The sequence below is a fragment of the Roseibium sp. AS2 genome, from assembly GCF_038900065.1.
In the GTDB taxonomy this organism is placed as follows: domain Bacteria; phylum Pseudomonadota; class Alphaproteobacteria; order Rhizobiales; family Stappiaceae; genus Roseibium.
In genome coordinates this window covers 485119-500595 of sequence record NZ_JBBMQN010000002.1, presented here as the reverse complement: position 1 = coordinate 500595, position 15477 = coordinate 485119, and the positions used below count along the sequence as shown (strand labels likewise).

General features: G+C 59.7%; 18 protein-coding genes. 7 read left to right on the top strand and 11 right to left on the bottom strand.

Going from position 1 to position 15477, the window contains the following annotated elements:
* Window positions 1-8: 8 nt before the first annotated feature.
* A complete protein-coding gene (locus WNZ15_RS07305) occupies window positions 9-899 on the bottom strand; it encodes a LysR substrate-binding domain-containing protein (RefSeq protein WP_342892303.1) in 891 nt (296 codons plus the stop codon).
* 212 nt (window positions 900-1111) lie between these two features.
* On the opposite strand from WNZ15_RS07305, the gene WNZ15_RS07300 reads away from it, so the two are divergent.
* Together WNZ15_RS07300 and WNZ15_RS07295 are read left to right on the top strand one after the other, a co-directional pair.
* Window positions 1112-2104, top strand: coding sequence for a phytanoyl-CoA dioxygenase family protein (locus tag WNZ15_RS07300; protein WP_342892302.1), 993 nt, complete (start codon window positions 1112-1114; stop codon window positions 2102-2104).
* A gap of 142 nt (window positions 2105-2246) precedes the next feature.
* On the top strand, window positions 2247-2630 hold the full coding sequence (locus tag WNZ15_RS07295) for a hypothetical protein (RefSeq protein ID WP_342892301.1): 384 nt from the start codon (window positions 2247-2249) through the stop codon (window positions 2628-2630).
* Window positions 2631-2673: 43 nt separating this feature from the next.
* Here the strand turns inward: WNZ15_RS07295 and WNZ15_RS07290 are convergent, their stop codons facing one another.
* Window positions 2674-3591: a LysR family transcriptional regulator gene (locus WNZ15_RS07290; protein ID WP_342892300.1), complete on the bottom strand. Its 918-nt coding sequence runs from the start codon at window positions 3589-3591 to the stop codon at window positions 2674-2676.
* Window positions 3592-3691: 100 nt separating this feature from the next.
* Here WNZ15_RS07290 and WNZ15_RS07285 point away from each other — a divergent pair, with 100 nt between their 5' ends.
* From WNZ15_RS07285 to WNZ15_RS07275, 3 genes are read left to right on the top strand one after another with little or no spacing between them, the layout of a single operon-like run.
* The gene (locus tag WNZ15_RS07285) at window positions 3692-3994 is read left to right on the top strand and encodes a putative quinol monooxygenase (protein ID WP_342892299.1); all 303 of its coding nucleotides are present in this window, start codon (window positions 3692-3694) and stop codon (window positions 3992-3994) included.
* 2 nt (window positions 3995-3996) lie between these two features.
* A complete protein-coding gene (locus tag WNZ15_RS07280) occupies window positions 3997-4215 on the top strand; it encodes a DUF2798 domain-containing protein (RefSeq protein ID WP_342892298.1) in 219 nt (72 codons plus the stop codon).
* Between the two features lie 17 nt (window positions 4216-4232).
* On the top strand, window positions 4233-4607 hold the full coding sequence (locus tag WNZ15_RS07275; RefSeq protein WP_342892297.1) for a RidA family protein: 375 nt from the start codon (window positions 4233-4235) through the stop codon (window positions 4605-4607).
* 92 nt (window positions 4608-4699) lie between these two features.
* Here the strand turns inward: WNZ15_RS07275 and WNZ15_RS07270 are convergent, their stop codons facing one another.
* The 8 genes from WNZ15_RS07270 to WNZ15_RS07235 form a co-directional block, all read right to left on the bottom strand.
* On the bottom strand, window positions 4700-5191 hold the full coding sequence (locus tag WNZ15_RS07270) for a GNAT family N-acetyltransferase (protein ID WP_342892296.1): 492 nt from the start codon (window positions 5189-5191) through the stop codon (window positions 4700-4702).
* A 28-nt stretch (window positions 5192-5219) separates the two neighbouring features.
* Window positions 5220-6152, bottom strand: a complete 933-nt coding sequence (locus WNZ15_RS07265) for a cytochrome c (RefSeq protein ID WP_342892295.1) — start codon at window positions 6150-6152, stop codon at window positions 5220-5222.
* A 44-nt stretch (window positions 6153-6196) separates the two neighbouring features.
* Window positions 6197-6658 (bottom strand): cytochrome c, encoded by a 462-nt coding sequence (locus WNZ15_RS07260; RefSeq protein WP_342892294.1) that lies wholly within the window; start codon window positions 6656-6658, stop codon window positions 6197-6199.
* A gap of 209 nt (window positions 6659-6867) precedes the next feature.
* Entirely contained in the window at window positions 6868-7470 is a 603-nt protein-coding gene (locus WNZ15_RS07255; RefSeq protein ID WP_342892293.1) for a superoxide dismutase, read from the bottom strand.
* Window positions 7471-7694: 224 nt separating this feature from the next.
* Window positions 7695-8804: a sn-glycerol-3-phosphate ABC transporter ATP-binding protein UgpC gene (ugpC, locus tag WNZ15_RS07250; RefSeq protein ID WP_342892292.1), complete on the bottom strand. Its 1110-nt coding sequence runs from the start codon at window positions 8802-8804 to the stop codon at window positions 7695-7697.
* A 4-nt stretch (window positions 8805-8808) separates the two neighbouring features.
* Entirely contained in the window at window positions 8809-9681 is an 873-nt protein-coding gene (locus tag WNZ15_RS07245; protein WP_342892613.1) for a carbohydrate ABC transporter permease, read from the bottom strand.
* On the bottom strand, window positions 9681-10586 hold the full coding sequence (locus WNZ15_RS07240; protein ID WP_342892291.1) for a sugar ABC transporter permease: 906 nt from the start codon (window positions 10584-10586) through the stop codon (window positions 9681-9683). Before WNZ15_RS07240 ends, WNZ15_RS07245 begins: the two co-directional genes overlap by 1 nt.
* 56 nt (window positions 10587-10642) lie before the next feature.
* A complete protein-coding gene (locus tag WNZ15_RS07235) occupies window positions 10643-11890 on the bottom strand; it encodes an ABC transporter substrate-binding protein (protein WP_342892290.1) in 1248 nt (415 codons plus the stop codon).
* A 285-nt stretch (window positions 11891-12175) separates the two neighbouring features.
* On the opposite strand from WNZ15_RS07235, the gene WNZ15_RS07230 reads away from it, so the two are divergent.
* Window positions 12176-13195, top strand: a complete 1020-nt coding sequence (locus WNZ15_RS07230) for a LacI family DNA-binding transcriptional regulator (RefSeq protein ID WP_342892289.1) — start codon at window positions 12176-12178, stop codon at window positions 13193-13195.
* A 209-nt stretch (window positions 13196-13404) separates the two neighbouring features.
* On the opposite strand, the gene WNZ15_RS07225 is transcribed toward WNZ15_RS07230, so the two are convergent.
* Window positions 13405-14340: a phytanoyl-CoA dioxygenase family protein gene (locus WNZ15_RS07225; RefSeq protein WP_342892288.1), complete on the bottom strand. Its 936-nt coding sequence runs from the start codon at window positions 14338-14340 to the stop codon at window positions 13405-13407.
* Between the two features lie 142 nt (window positions 14341-14482).
* Here WNZ15_RS07225 and WNZ15_RS07220 point away from each other — a divergent pair, with 142 nt between their 5' ends.
* Complete coding sequence (locus WNZ15_RS07220; RefSeq protein ID WP_342892287.1) at window positions 14483-15346, top strand: AraC family transcriptional regulator; 864 nt, start codon at window positions 14483-14485, stop codon at window positions 15344-15346.
* Window positions 15347-15477 lie beyond the last annotated feature (131 nt).

The following is a 15477-nucleotide window of genomic DNA, read 5'->3' as shown; positions in this document are numbered from 1 at the left end:
AACCGGCGTCAGTGCGCCGGTTGCTGCCTGACCCAGTCGACGAAGGCCTTCGCTGCCTTTTTCTTCAGCGCTCCGTGGGAGCAGGTCACGAAATAGGCCGTTCCGAAGTCATGCACGCCTTCTGGCCACGCCGCCAGGGCTCCGTCGTCGACCAGTTTTCTCGTGATCGACTGCCATCCGAGCATGACCCCTCTGCCGTCAAGCGCAGCCTGAACCGCCTGCACGTAATTGTCGAAGGTATGACCGGGCCGGCCGCTGCGCCTGATCTGTCTCTGTGCAAAATAATCGGACCAGGAATCCCACAGGTGCGGGGACCCCAGCCGGACATCGATCAGCACCGCCTCTTCCAGTTCGCCCGCCTTCCGTGCCTCGGCGAGGACATCGGGCCTTGCGACCGGGCAAGCGCGCTCGTCGAACAGTTTCCAGGTCCTGCCGTCCGTCCAGTCGCCGCGCCCGTAGCGAAAAGCGACATCGAGCCCCGTGGACAGAACGGGCTGGTCCGAGGGGGGCGCCTGCACGTTGACGGTTATGTCCGGATGACGCGCATAGAAATCGGAAAGCCTCGGCATCAACCAGTAGGTGGCGAAACCGAGCGTGCAGCACAGCGTAAGCTGATGGTCCGACACTCCGGCCGCATGACGTGTTTCGGCAATCGTATCCTCGATCAGGGCAAATCCGTTCCGCACCGCTCTTGAGATCCTCTCGCCGGCTTCCGTCGGCACGGCCGGCTTGGCGCTGCGATCCAGCAGGCACACCCCGATCTCCTGTTCGAGCGCGCGGATCGCCTGCGTGACCGCCGGCGGTGTCACATTGAGCGACTGCGCGGCCCGCTGCATCGAACCAAGCCGGCAGACCGCATCGAACGTCAACAGGAGCCGAAGGGGAGGAAGATTGGCCATAACTTAACACATGGATTAACTTGGGTTCAGCGTTTATCGCCTTTTTGCATGACCCGTTCGCCATCATCTTAAGAAGCACACAGAATCTGAAATGGCAATCGAAGCCGGATCGGAAGCGTGCTTTTCAAAGAGGTGGCGCAGGATGCGGTTACGACATGCCTGTTCCGGCACGGGAGACATTCCGCGCAAACAGACATACGGGGATTGATGACATGACGGAGCACACACTGACCGAAGACCAGTTGAGATCCTTCGAGGAAGACGGATTTCTGGCGATAGACAATCTGCTTCCCGCCGACGACCTGTCGGAGATCGAGGAAGAATACGCGCTTCTTCTGGACCGGACCGCCGAGTTCCTGCGCGCACAGGGCCGCATCCCCAGGCTCTACGCACATCTTTCGTTCGGAGACCGGTATTCCGCAATTCTCAACGACTATCCGGATCTGCACCGGCACTTCAATGTGTCTCTCCCCTTGCAGAACGAGGCGATCACACCGGAAAACTTTCTGATGCACACCGGTCCCGCAGCCTTCAGGTTGATGCGGCACCCCGCCATCCTCGATGTGGTGCAATCCGTCATCGGGCCGGAAATCACCTGCAGTCCCGTTCAGCAAATGCGCATGAAACCGCCCCAGGGCAATCTGTCGGGCGGCCTGACCGCCCACTCCAATGTCGGTGTGACGACCTGGCACCAGGATATCGTCGCCCTGCTTCCGGAAGCCGACGACACGCAGCAGGTAACGGTCTGGCTTGCCATCACCGAGGCCTCGATCGAAAACGGCTGCCTCGTCTCGGTGCCCGGCTCCCACCGCGCGGGCCCCAGGGTCCATTGCTCCAACCGAAAACTGGCGTCGGAACCCTCCGTGCCGGACCGGCTGATGCAGGAGCAGGAAGGCGTGCCCCTGCCCGTGAGCAAGGGGGGCGTGGTGCTGTTTCACAAGATGAACGTGCATAGGGCGCTGCCAAATCTGTCAGACGGCCTGCGCTGGAGCCTCGACCTGCGCTATCTTCCCACCGGACAGCCGACCGGCCGGCCCGCCTTCCCGGAGTTCGTTGCCCGCAGCCGGTCAGATCAGCACCTTGAACTGCGCGATCCCGACAGATGGGCAATGTCGTGGGATGACGCCCGTGATGCAATCCTGTCGGGACGCTACAAGGGACGGATTTTCGAAGATGCCCGATGGGCCGACCCCGCGGTGTGCTAGCGTGCGCGGCCGGCGCGCCGGTGCGGTGCCACTCCCCGGATAATGACTTGATTTTGCCCCGGTCTTCGGCTCATGTGACAGGCGTTGCAAATCAGTCTTTCGGCCGCACACAAGACGGTCATGTCAATCTCTGGAGCGAGCCATGCACCGCAGTTTCCGCAGTCTGTTCCCGGCCAGCCGGCTGAAGGCCGGCCTGAAAGCGGCGCCCGCCCTGTTGGCGGCGATTGCGCTGACGGCCTGCCAGACGGAAACCACGCAAGTGTCCGATCTGCTGTTCGCTCCGACCTTCTCCAAGAGCCGGCAATATCTTCCCAACACCTACAACACCCAATACGACTGCCGCGCCTTCACCGGCAGTGGCTGGAAGGGCATTGCCAGTGGGCGGGTGGAGTATTTCGACGAACGATACATGATCTCGCAAGCCGGCTGCTTCCGCACGAAAAACGAATGCGAGGCCTGGCTGTCCCTCATGCGCGGCTACATCGATATCCCGCGCTTCATCCGCTGCAATCCCTACAGCGCCTGAGAGCGTTTCTCTTTCATATGGAACCCTATGAATAAGACACGCCCTAGGGACCGTCTGCGCCGGGCATTACGCCTTGAAATACAGAACAGTCGTTGAGAAAAGCGGCCATGTACTCGCGCAGGCATTTTGCCCTGGCGCTGAGCAGCCGTCCGGTCGGCCAGACCGCAAAAATGTCGCGTCCCGGCCCCCTCCAGTCTGTCAGGACCCGCCGGAGGCGACCAGACCGCAGATCGCCGGAAATCTCGCTGACAGGCAAAAGCGCAAGCCCGTGGCCGTCTGCAGCGAACTGACGCGCAAGACCGATATCGTCAACGGTGACGAAGGCATTCAGATGGAGCGTTTCACGGTCTCCGGAAAGAGTGTTTTCCAGTTCCCACGATTGAAGCGCCGCAACCTTTATCAGGCTGTGACCGGCCAGGTCATCCGGAATCAACGGTGTACCTGCCGCCTTCAGATAGTCCGGCGATGCCACCACGGTCGTGGCGATGCCGCCCAGCCTTCGCTGAAAAAGACGAAGGTCGGTCTGTGGACCAATCCGTAACGCAAGGTCCACGTGGTTTTCCAGCAGGTCCTTGTTCTCGTTGTTGAGTGTCAGCGTCAGCCGGATATCGGGAAACGCCCTTATGAAACCGGACCACATCGGCTGCAGGATGCCAACGGAAATATTGGTCGGTGCCGCGACTTTCAGACCACCTTGCAGCGCATGCAGATCGGCGCTCAAGCCGCGGAAATTTGCTTCCGCTTGTCCGATCAGATCTGCAAAGGCTTCATAGAAGGCTTCACCCTCGCTCGTGAGGGCAAACTTGCGGGCGGACCTGTGCAGCAGCTTCGCACCGGTCCGTTCTTCCAGCTTGCGCAATCGCCGGGTCACAGTTGCTGCCGGAACGCCCAGATGAGCCGCCGTCCGCGCAAGACTGCCTTTTTGAACGATGTGAACAAACAGCGCGATATCGTCGAACATGATTTCATCTATGGAATTTAATTTGCCATATTTCAATATGGATTATCAGATCACAAATCAATACGTCTTCGTCAGTCACCAGACTGAAACGGAGATATTCATGACCCACTATTTCATAAGCGCCGGAATCGAGCTCCAAAAGGGGGCGGATCTCATGAAGGCCGAGGCAGGTCTTCAACGCCTTGCAAAACAAACCCGCGACGAACCGGAGTGTCACCTTTTCGAGATCCGCCAGGACCTCAAAGACCCGACCCGCTTCACCTTGTGGGAATGCTGGACTGATCGGGCCGCCCTCGCCGCCCACTACGAGATGCCCCACACAAAGGCCTATCTGGCGCAAGATCTGACAAATGTCTGTTACATCGAGGAACTTGGCGAAATCGGTACGCGGGAGACGGCCTAGCCATGAAAAGCCGTCTGATCGCAACCTTGCTGATGTCCTTCGGCCTGTCCCTGCTGATGTCTTGCTGGGTCACTTTTCTCAATCTGGGCCTGACGGATGTCTTCTTCGAAAAATGGATGGACGCCTTCCGGCTCGCCTGGCCGGCCGCTGCCGTGATTGCCTTTCTTCTCGGCCCGCCAGTCCAGAAAGCCACGGCATTTCTCACCAGCAGAACCCCCTGAAACTCTCTGGAGACACAATGACCATTGTCAGAAAAAACTCCGAAAGACTCGGTATTCCTGTTGGCCCCTATACCCACGCGGTTGTCCACGACCGAACGCTCTACACGTCCGGATTCACGGCGTTCGGCACGGAGGCACACTCGGGATCAGCCGGCGCGCAGACCCGGGCTGTGCTCGATCAGCTCGACAGTCTTGCCCGGGAATTTGGCAATTCACTGGCCGACCTTGTCAAGGTGACGGTCTTCGCGATCCGTCCTGACGACTTTGCCGAGATCCGCGACGTCTTGTCGGAACGCTATGACAATGCGGTTCCGGCAAGCTCAATGGTAATGGTCGCATCCCTGTTCGCACCTGAGCTGAGAGTTGAAATCGAAGCGATTTTCGGTCTCTAGCGCGTTGCCCGGTCATCCTTGAAACAGTCAAGTCATTGGAGGTCGGCACTTCCCGGAACCGCGAAATGTGCCAACGGGCTTCGGTGGCCCGCTCAGACTGCCAGTCTCTTGCGGAAAAACACGGTCTCCGCGATCGGCGTATCGTAGTACGCGGGCGTTTCCTCGAAGCCGGAGGCGGTGTAGAGCTTGATCGCTCCGGTCATGCGGGGCAGCGTATCGAGCAGCATCTCGCGGTAGCCGGCCTCTTCCGCCGCAGCGACGACGCGCCCGACCAATGCGGCACCGACGCCCCGGCCGCGCCCGGCCGGCAGCACGTAAAGCCGTTTCATTTCGCAGTGCCCCGCTTTGCCGAACCCGCGCAGGCCGACACAGCCCAGAACGCTGCCGTCATGGTCGCGCGCCAGGAACAGCGCCCCGGCGGGCGGCGTGTATTTTCCGGGCAGGCCCGCCAGTTCCTCGTCGAAGCCCTGATACGACAGGTCGATGCCGAGCCAGTCGACATAGGCCCGGAACAGGTTCCTGATCGCGTCCAGATCTTCCGCGCTGGTCGCGGCGACGATGGCAAAGGAATGCGCGCTTGTCATGCTGTGTCAAATCCGAGGAAATGCCGGGTCAATCCGCTGCCGGCACAACCGGCTGGATCGCTTTCAGGTAGGCCGCGATGGCGTCCCGGTCCTGGGCGGGCAGTCTGGCCATGTTTTCCTGCACATGCACCATCTCGCCGCCGACGGAATCATAGTCCGGCGTGAAACCGCTTTCCAGGTAATAGGCAATGTCGGACGCGCTCCAGCTTCCGAATTCGGACGCACCCGGCGTGATGTTGGGGATCCGCCCCTCGCCCGTCGGTGCCGGGGCACCGCCAAGCCAATCGGTCAGGATCAGCCCACCGGCAAGGTTTCGGGCGGTGTGGCATTCCCCGCAATGGCCCGGACCTTCCACGAGGTAGCGGCCGCGTTGCCACAGCTCCGGGTCGACCTCACCGTCGCCCGAAGGCGCCGCGATGACCGCAGCCGGCTTCAGAAAGAGGCGTTTCCACAGGCCCAGAGCGCGCCGGATGTTGAACGGAAAGCCGAGCTCATGCGCCGCTGCCTTGCCCGCGACCGCCGGCAGGGATTTCATGAAAGCAAACAGGTCGCCAAGATCCTCTGCGCTCATCCGCGCATAGGAGGTATAGGGAAACGCCGGATAGTAGTTGCGCCCGTCCGGCGACGTTCCATGGGTCATGGCATCGGCGAAATCGGTGAGCGTCCAGGCACCGATCCCGTCCGAAGCACTGGACGAGATGTTCGGCGCCACAAAGACACCGAAAGGCGTCTCGAGCCTGAGGCCGCCACCGAGTTTGAGCAGATCGTCCCCCTCCGCACCCTTGGCGGCATGGCAGGAGGCACAGCCTCCCGCCCAGAACACGAACTCGCCCCTGTCAGGGCTGCCCTCGGACAACAGGGCGCTGTCCACGGCACTCATGCGCGTGGGCGCGGACAGAACCCAGCCGGTCCCGGCGGCAACCAGGACCAGCGCGACCAGAACCGCCAGCGCATTCTTCATCGTGTTTCTTCCGCAATCGGTTCAGGAAAATGCCCCGAACAGGGTCAGTTCTTCTTACGGTAAGTTTCGTGACACGATTTGCAAGTGCCAAAGACCGGCCCCATGGCCGCCTTGAAGGCGTCCAGATCCGCAGGGCCGGATTTGCCCGAGGCACTCGCCGCAGTGGCGGTGGCCGCCGCGAATTTTGCCAGTTCACCGGCAAATCCGTCGGCATTCTCCCAGATCGCCGGCGCGGCTCCGGTATTGCCCTGATCCGATCCGGCAGGCAAAAAGTCGCCAAAGGTCAGCGAGGCTGCCCGCATTGTCGTGATCGCCGCCTTTCCGGCAGCCGGCGTATAGGCGATCTCGCCCTTCATCATGCCGCCGGCAAGACCTGCGGCACCGCCCACGGACGCCATGATGGCCTGCCGCGTGGCAATCGGGTCATCTGCGGCCTGCACGGATGCACCAGTCAGCCCGAGCCCTGCGACCAGACCCAGAACGGCAATTTTCAGGAAACGACCCATAACATTCTCCCTCTCTCTCGTGCCCATCTACCGATGCGGCACCTCACCGGGAGTACAGCGCATTCACCCGTTGATCACGAAATCACGCTCCCGTGATCAGGTCCGTTTTTTTGTAACAAACGGTACCGTGGCCGGATAAATCGCACGCGCGGATACAAAAAGGCCCCGGTTCTCTCGAACCGGGGCCTTCACGGGACAAGGTGGCCCGCTTATTTCGTGGCAGCTTCGTACATCTCCAGGACGTAGTCCCAGTTGATCATGCTGTCGATGAACGCTTCCAGGTACTTCGGACGCGCGTTGCGGTAGTCGATGTAGTAGGAGTGTTCCCAGACATCGCAGCCCAGGATCGGCGCAGCGCCGTGAACAAGCGGGTTTTCGCCGTTCGGTGTCTTCATGATTTCAAGCTTGCCGTCCTTGACCGCAAGCCAGGCCCAACCCGAACCGAACTGGCCGACGCCGGCCGCGATGAAATCGGCACGGAACTTGTCGAACCCGCCCAGGTCGCTGTCGATGGCCGATGCCAGGGCGCCCGGCAGTGACGAACCGCCACCGTCCTTCTTCATCCACTTCCAGAAATGGATGTGGTTGTAATGCTGGCCGGCGTTGTTGAACAGCGGCGCGTTCTTGCCGTAGCTTCCCTTGACGACCTCTTCCAGCGACTTGCCTTCAAGGCCGCTGCCGGCGAGCAGCTCATTGCCTTTGGTAACATAGGCCTGATGGTGCTTGTCATGGTGAAACTCGAGTGTTTCAGCAGACATGTAAGGGGCCAGTGCATCATATGCATAGGGCAGGTCAGGCAATTCGAAAGACATGGCTAACTCCTTGGAAAGGTCAGTGACCGGCGGTCCACACGGCACGCGCCCCGGGACCGCTTCGAGGCGCAAAATAGGATCGCGGAGCGAGGTCGGCAAGCAGGGATCGCTAAAATAAAGAAGATTTTTCTTATTTTTTTACAATCGATGCCTGCCCGCAGAAAATGTCGTGCCCTCTTGGGCAGTCGCCCCGAAGGGTACCTGGAAATGTCCCGGCCCGTGATTCAGGCGATCCGGTTCTCGCTTTGAGGATCGAAGACGACCGCCTTTTCCATGTTGAAGGCAAACGGATACACGTCACCTGCATTGACAGCGACGTCGGCCCGGAACCGGGCAGTCACGTCCTTGCCGCTGATCTGGCTGACAACAAACGTGTCCGACCCGGCGGGTTCGGTGACTTCGACAGGCGTTTCCACCACGTGGATCGCCCGGGAGTTGCGATCCGCGCCGTCCAGGTCCGTGATTGCCTCGGGCCGGATGCCGAGAATGATGTCCCGTCCAAGGCTGGAGGACAACTGATCGGAAGCAAACGGGATCGCGGCCTTGGTGCTGTCGGCAAGGGCAACTTCGGCAGCCGGCTTGCCGTTCAACGAGACCACCTTGGCGGGAAACAGGTTCATGGACGGCGAGCCCATGAAACCTGCGACGAACATGTTGGCCGGATTGTCGTAGATCTCCTTGGGCGTGCCAAGTTGCTGAACAAAGCCGCCATACATGACCGCGATCCGTGTGGACAGGGTCAATGCCTCGATCTGGTCGTGGGTCACATAGACGATGGTCGTGCCCAGCTTCTGGTGAAGCTTCTTGATCTCCGTGCGCATGTCGACGCGAAGCTTTGCATCCAGATTGGAAAGCGGCTCGTCAAACAGGAAGATGTCCGGCTCACGCACCAGGGCACGGCCCATGGCCACCCGCTGGCGTTGCCCGCCGCTGAGCTGCCCCGGCTTCCGGTCCAGCAGGTGCGTGATCTGCAACAGGTCGGCCACCTGATCGATGCGCTTTGCGCGTTCCGGCTTGGCGATGCCGTGCATTTCCATGCCGAAGGAAATATTGCCCCGCACGGTCATGTTCGGATAGAGCGCATAGGACTGGAACACCATGGCGATGTTCCGGTCAGCCGGCTTCACCCCGTTCATGCTCCTGCCGCGCACGGATATGTCGCCCGTCGTGACACCTTCCAGACCGGCGATCATGTTGAGAAGCGTCGATTTTCCGCAGCCGGAGGGGCCGACAAGCACAAGAAACTCGCCTTCCTCGATGGAAATGTTGGTTTCCTGCAAAACCTGCACGGCCCCGTAGGACTTGGTCGCCTGCTTGATGTCTAGAAAACCCATGGTGTTATCCCTTTACCGAGCCGGCCATCAGGCCGCGCACGAAGTAACGCCCCGCGACGATGTAGACGAACAACGTCGGAAGCGCGGCCATGATCGCCCCGGCGAAATGGACGTTGTATTCCTTCACGCCGGTCGAGGACTGCACGAGATTGTTGAGCGCAACCGTCATCGGTTGACTGTTGAAGTCGGAAAACGATGCTCCGAACAGGAAGTCGTTCCAGATGTTGGTGAACTGCCAGATGATGCAGACAACCGCGATCGGACCTGAGGATGGCAGCAGAATGCGCCAGAAAATCCTGAAGAACCCGGCTCCGTCGATTTGAGCCGCCCGAACAAGTTCGGTCGGAAAAGCTGCATAGTAGTTGCGGAAGTAGAGTGTCGAAAATCCGATCCCGTACACAAAATGGACGAAGATCAACCCGGGCACGGTACCGGCAATCCCGATCAGGCCGAGCATCCGGGCCATCGGAATCAGGACCATCTGGAACGGGATGAAACAACCGAACAGCAGCAACCCGAACAGAACCGTCGAACCGCGAAACGCCCATTTGGTGAGAACATACCCATTGAGGGCCCCGACAATCGTCGACAGCGCAACCGCCGGCACCACCATGATGATGGAATTGAGGAAATAGGGGCGCAGCCCCGTCGCCTGGACGCCGATCTGAGCGGTCGACCAGGCGCTGGCCCAGGGCGCCAGCGTCCACTCCTGCGGCAACGCCATCATGCCGCCCGCGGTGATCTCGGACAGCGGTTTCAGCGAATTGACCAGCATCACGTAGAGCGGAAGCAGGTAGTAGATGCAGAACACGGCCAGAATTGCATAGAGAATGACACGCGCGGCACCAGACGACCGCGATCTTGAAACGGCGGCCATCATTTTTTCTCCCGCAGTTCGGACCACAGATACGGCACGATGATCGCTGCGATCGTCATCAGCATGATTACGGCGGATGCGGCGCCGATCCCCATCTGGTTCCGGGAGAACGTATAGGAATACATGAAGGTTGCCGGCAGTTCGGTCGCCGTTCCCGGCCCCCCGCCCGTCAGCGCAATCACCAGGTCATAGGACTTGATCGCCATGTGGGCGAGGACGACGAAAGCAGACATGAAGGCCGGACGAAGCTGCGGAATCACGATCCGCCGGTAAAGCGCGAACGTCGACGCGCCGTCTATCTGGGCGGCCTTCATCATCTCTCCGTCGATGCCGCGCAAACCGGCAAGGAACATGGCCATCACGAAACCGGATGTCTGCCAGACCGCCGCGATGACGATCGTGTAGATCGCCATGTCGCTGTCCTTGATCCAGTTGAAGATAAAGGTCTCCCAGCCCCATCCGCGGACAACAGCTTCAACACCAATCCCCGGATCCAGGAACCACTTCCAGGCGACGCCGGTGACGATGAAACTCAGTGCCATGGGGTAAAGGTAGACCGTTCGGATGAACCCTTCCGCACGGATCCGTTGATCCAGCAGGATCGCCAGAAACAATCCGAGCACCGAACAGATCGCGATATAGAGAACACCGAAGACGACCAGATTGGATACGGCCTTGTCCCAGGCACGAATCCGAAACAGGTTTTCGTAATTCTGCCAACCGACCCAACCGAAAGACGGCAGGATGCGGCTGTCGGTGAACGACAAATACAAGGTGAACGCGATGAAGCCGTACACGAAGATCAACGCAATCGCGATTGTCGGGCTGAGCACCAATTTGGGTAGGGCATCGCGCAATCTGTCAACAACAGAACCACGCGGGTTCGCCGTTTCAGACAAAGACATCAGGGCCCTCCGGGCAGGCCGGGAACGGTGAGATTCCACCGTTCCCGTTACGATCGTTACTTGTTGATTTGAACCGCGGTCACGAGTTCATCAACAGCGGTTGCACTGTCGTATTCCCCGTTGAAATGCGCCGTGATCACATCATACATGGCATTCTTGATCGCCGCAGGATTGGCGTGACCATGAGCCATCGACCCGTAGAGATTGCCGCTCTCGGCAGCTTTTTTCAGGTCGGCCATTCCCTTTTTTCCGCAAGCATCAAATGCTTCGTTCGACACATCCGTACGTGCCGGCACCGAGCCTTTGACAACGTTGAATGCGGACTGGAAATTCGGAGACAGGATCGCGGTCGCAAGGGCGGCCTGTTCCTTGCCGACTTCCGAGCCCTGCGAGAACATTGCGAACTGATCGGCGTTGAAGGTGACCTGCTCCTGAGTTCCCGGGAAGCGGAAGCACAGGAAGTCCTGATCGGGCACTTTGTCGGCATTCAGGAATTCGCCCTTGGCCCAGTCGCCCATCATCTGGAATGCAGCATCCCCGTTGATGACCATGGCTGTCGCCAGGTTCCAGTCCCGTCCGGAGAAGTTGTCATCGACATGCGACCGGATCACGGCCATGCGGTCGAAGGCTTCCTTCATGGTGTCGGACCCGAGAGTGTCTTCATCAAGGTCAATGAAGGCCTTCTGGTAGAATTCCGGTCCGCCGGTTGACAATGCGACGGCATCGAACACGGTCGCATCCTGCCAGGGCTGCCCGCCATGAGCGATCGGAGTTTTGCCGGCTGCCTTCACCTTGTCCAAGGCGGCGACGAATTCGTCCCAGGTTGTCGGAACCGCGATACCAAGCTCATCCAGAACGGCCTTGTTGGCCCAGACCCAGTTTGTTGAGTGAACATTGACCGGCGCTGCGACCCATTTGCCGTCGTGCTTTGAAAATTTCTGCAAGGCTGCCGGAACGACGGTGTCCCAGTTTTCCTGTTCAGCCTGGGTGTTCAAATCCGCAAGCGCACCCTCTTCGGCCCAGTCCAGAATGTCGAAACCGAGCATCTGTACGGCGGTGGGCGGGTTTCCGGAGGTCACGCGGGCCCGCAAGACGGTCATCGCCTGGGTCCCGCCGCCACCGGCGACCGGCATGTCTTTCCAGTCGATCCCCTGGCTCTCGAGGTCCTGCTTCAGGACGTTCAGGGCAGCAGCTTCGCCACCGGACGTCCACCAGTGCAGGACCTCGACTTCCTCGGCCTGAATGCTCGTGCTTGCAGCCATTAAAGCGGCGGCAGCCGTCACCATTCTTGTCAATTTACGCATATATTCCTCCCATTAAGCGCCATTCGGCGTCCCGGATACCGTCAACGGGTATCTCGTTGCCAGACAAAATACATTGTAACGTTACAAACGAACCATCTGTCAATAAATTTTGGAAACCAGAACAGCCTTGTTTTGCGTGTCCGTTTTCACATTTTTCAATGCCTCTCCATGCTGCATTGCAAAATAGGATTTTATTGTAACGTTACAAATTCCCTGTTTAGACTGACATGAAATTCCGCCACGCGCTTCATCACCTGAACAAAACCGGGCCTCTCTCGCAAACCATTGAAAAACACGGAAGACATTGCGGCGGAAAAACCGCCTCGCCCAACCCTGCGCACCGTAGCGGCTGAATCCGGCTTCGCGGTCACGACCGTGTCACGTGCCCTGTCCGGTGACCCCCGAATAGCAGAAAACACCCGAAACAAGGTGGCCGAGGTCGCACGCCGGCAGGGTTATGTTCCCAATCGCGCGGCTCAAAGGCTGCGCACGGGAAAAACGAAGGTCATCAGCCTGATCCTCGATCCGCACCACGAAATACCGGATTTCGGCCGCTCCCTGATCGCCGGCATCAGCTTTGCCCTGAAAGGCACTGGTTACCACCTGACAATCATCCCGCATTTCCAGGAAGAATCGACGACGGACCCGGTCAACTACATCCTGGACAACCGTCTGGCCGACGGCCTGATTTTCACCCGGACCGAGGCCTTCGACGCGCGTGTCCGACTATTGCAGGAAGCGAATTTTCCGTTCGTGACGCACGGCAGGACCGACTTCACCCGGCCCCACGCCTACGTCGACTATGACAATGAGGAATTCGCGTATCAGGCTGCACGCCGGTTGATCGATCTCGGCTGTGACCAGATCGGCATTGTGCTCCCCCCCGAACGCCTGACGTTTTCGCAATATTTGCGATACGGGTTCATGCGCGCCGTCCGCGAAAGCGGGATCAAATACGACATTCCCGAAGAAGTTACGCTCGACAGTCCGGCGGAGGCCCTATGGGCGGTCTATCGCGATCGGCTGGACAGCATAGCCAGGCCTTATGGGGTCGTTTGCGCAGGCGAAACCTCTGCGCTCGCCATTTCTTCCCTGTTTATTGATCAGGGGCTTGAACCGGGAAAAGACTTCCACCTGGTCGTGAAGCGGACCTCGAACCTGTTCAAACTGCACCGACCCGTGTTCCGAAGCATTTACGAGAACATATTTGAGGCCGGAACACTGTTGGGGGATACCATTTTGAAGGTGGCTAGTGGGAGCCCTCCCGCCGAAAACCAGATCGTGCAGAAGTCGGTACCGGATTGATGCCGTTCCCGAATATCCCCGATTTTCCATAGATCCCGGCGTCAGCTGTCCCGGTTTTTTGAAGCCCTCCACCACAGTCAAGCGCGTTTGCAAAAGCAGCCGTCCCCGGCGGGCAAGGCAGTCAGCCTCGCACGTCAGGGACAAGCGATGGAGGGCACCCGGGCATCCGACGCCGGCTTTGCAGATCCAGCGTCAGCTTCCGGGATCTGTCACCAGGGGTGGAGACCCAGCAATCTTTCTCCAAGCGGGGTCAATGTCGCCGTTTCGGCGTTTTTCTTTTCCCAGTTCCGAGGATCTCCGGGGAAGTCCGGCCGATTGGGATGATCCAGCTCGCGCCACAGGCGAATGCGCTCGTTGCGTTCGGCGACATTGTCGTAATCGGACGGATACATGGAGATATATTGCGCCATGCGCACACGGTTGTCGGAATGGTTTGGCCTCACACCATGCGCCAGCAGCGAGTTGAAGATCAGAAGGTCGCCGGGCTCCATCGAGATGTTCTCGCGTTCCAGGCCGGTCATGTCCGGCAACAACGGATTGCGGTCTTCGGGCTGGGTCTTTTCCCATTCCTCGAAATGTTCAAACAGATAGGGCACGGCCTGGAATCCGCCCGTCTCGTGGTCCTGCTTCTTCAGGCTCAAAACCCCTTGAACACCAATCGGTTGCGGGCGCTGCTTCGTGTCGACATCCCAGTGGATGAAACCTTCGGGATTGCCTTTCTCCCGCTTTGGCGGATTGAGGTTGGCACGATCAATGGCAACCCAAAGATCCTCGCGATCCCAGATGTCCACGAAAGCGTCATAGACCCGCTGCTCCATGCGGTTGTCCCAGAGATACTGGTGATTGTAGATCTCGACCATGCCGGCATTGTTGAGTTCCTTGCGGACGTGCGGACGGCGTTCCGGTGCGTACCAGGTCGATGGATCATCCGGATCCTTCTCATCGAACTCCCAGAGCAGATCGGCCAACCGGTCGGCATTTTCCAGCGGTACGGCCTGCCGGACGATGACATATCCCTTGGTGATCCAGTGTTGCCAGTCGGACTGGCTCAGCACCCTGAAAGGCAGGGTTTTCTCGATGTCCTTGAGTTGGGTCGTTACCTTCTCGCTGACCGGATGGCTGATTTCGGCGGCGGTTGGCTGCATGGTCTTCCTCCTCCCTTTCCCGGCTTTCATGTCCCTGTGTCCGGGTTGATGACCGCAATTCTAGAACCGAACCGGCATCCGGTGTTGTATTCGCGTGGCCCAATTTGATACTATTCTGGCGCCAGCAGGAGAATGACGCCCGATGAAGCCCTTTCTGGAGACCTTGCCGCGCCAGCCCGACTCGTCGCTTGCCATGCTGAACCGCCGGCTGGAGACGGCAATCCCCTTCGAGTGGCACCACCATCCCGAATACGAACTGACGTTGACGCTGAATTCGCGCGGCCAGCGGTTCATCGGCGATCATGTGGGCGACTACGACGACGAGGACCTGGTGCTCGTCGGGCCGAACCTGCCGCATACCTGGGCGTCACACCAGGCGATCGACGGGACCTTGCCGCATGTCGCGCTGGTAATATGGTTTCATCCGGAGTGGGCGGGCTCCGTGGCGCGCGACTTCGTCGAATTCAGGAGCATCGGCAACCTCCTGGCCCGCGCCGGCCGAGGATTGTCCTTCCCGCCGGAGGCCGCTGCCGCCGTCCGCAGCCGGTTCGAGCTGTTTTTCGATCAATCGGCCGCCGAGCGCCTGCTCACCCTGATGAACATTCTCGATCACCTGAGCGGCGCCCCGAACCCGCAACCACTCGCAAGCGCCCCGGTCTCGCTGGACGGTGTGTTCGAAAGCCGCGAACGCATCGACCGGGTCCTGACCCATGTCCACGCGCAGTACACCAAGGCCATCACCTTGCCGGAACTCGCCGATGTCGCAGCCCTCAGCGTTTCCGGATTGCACCGGCTGTTTCGCAAGCACACGCAGGGAACGGTCAGCGATTATGTCCGGGCCCTGCGGATTGGCGACGCGGCCGCACGGCTGTCGAGCACAAACCAGCCCGTCGCTCACATCGCGGCCGCCGTCGGCTATGGCGCACTTGCCAACTTCAACCGTCAGTTCAAGGCCGCAAAAGGCATGACGCCGCGCGATTACCGGGCACATTTTCGGCAGGGGTGAGCCGTCCGCCGCCGAAAACACCGTCAGGTGCGTTTCAGAAATCAGCGGCGCTCGGCGCAAAGAACCGACATTTTTAGGAGACGGAAAAGGGGCTTGTTTGCAGCTCTGTCCAAGCCACGACCAGGAACGAT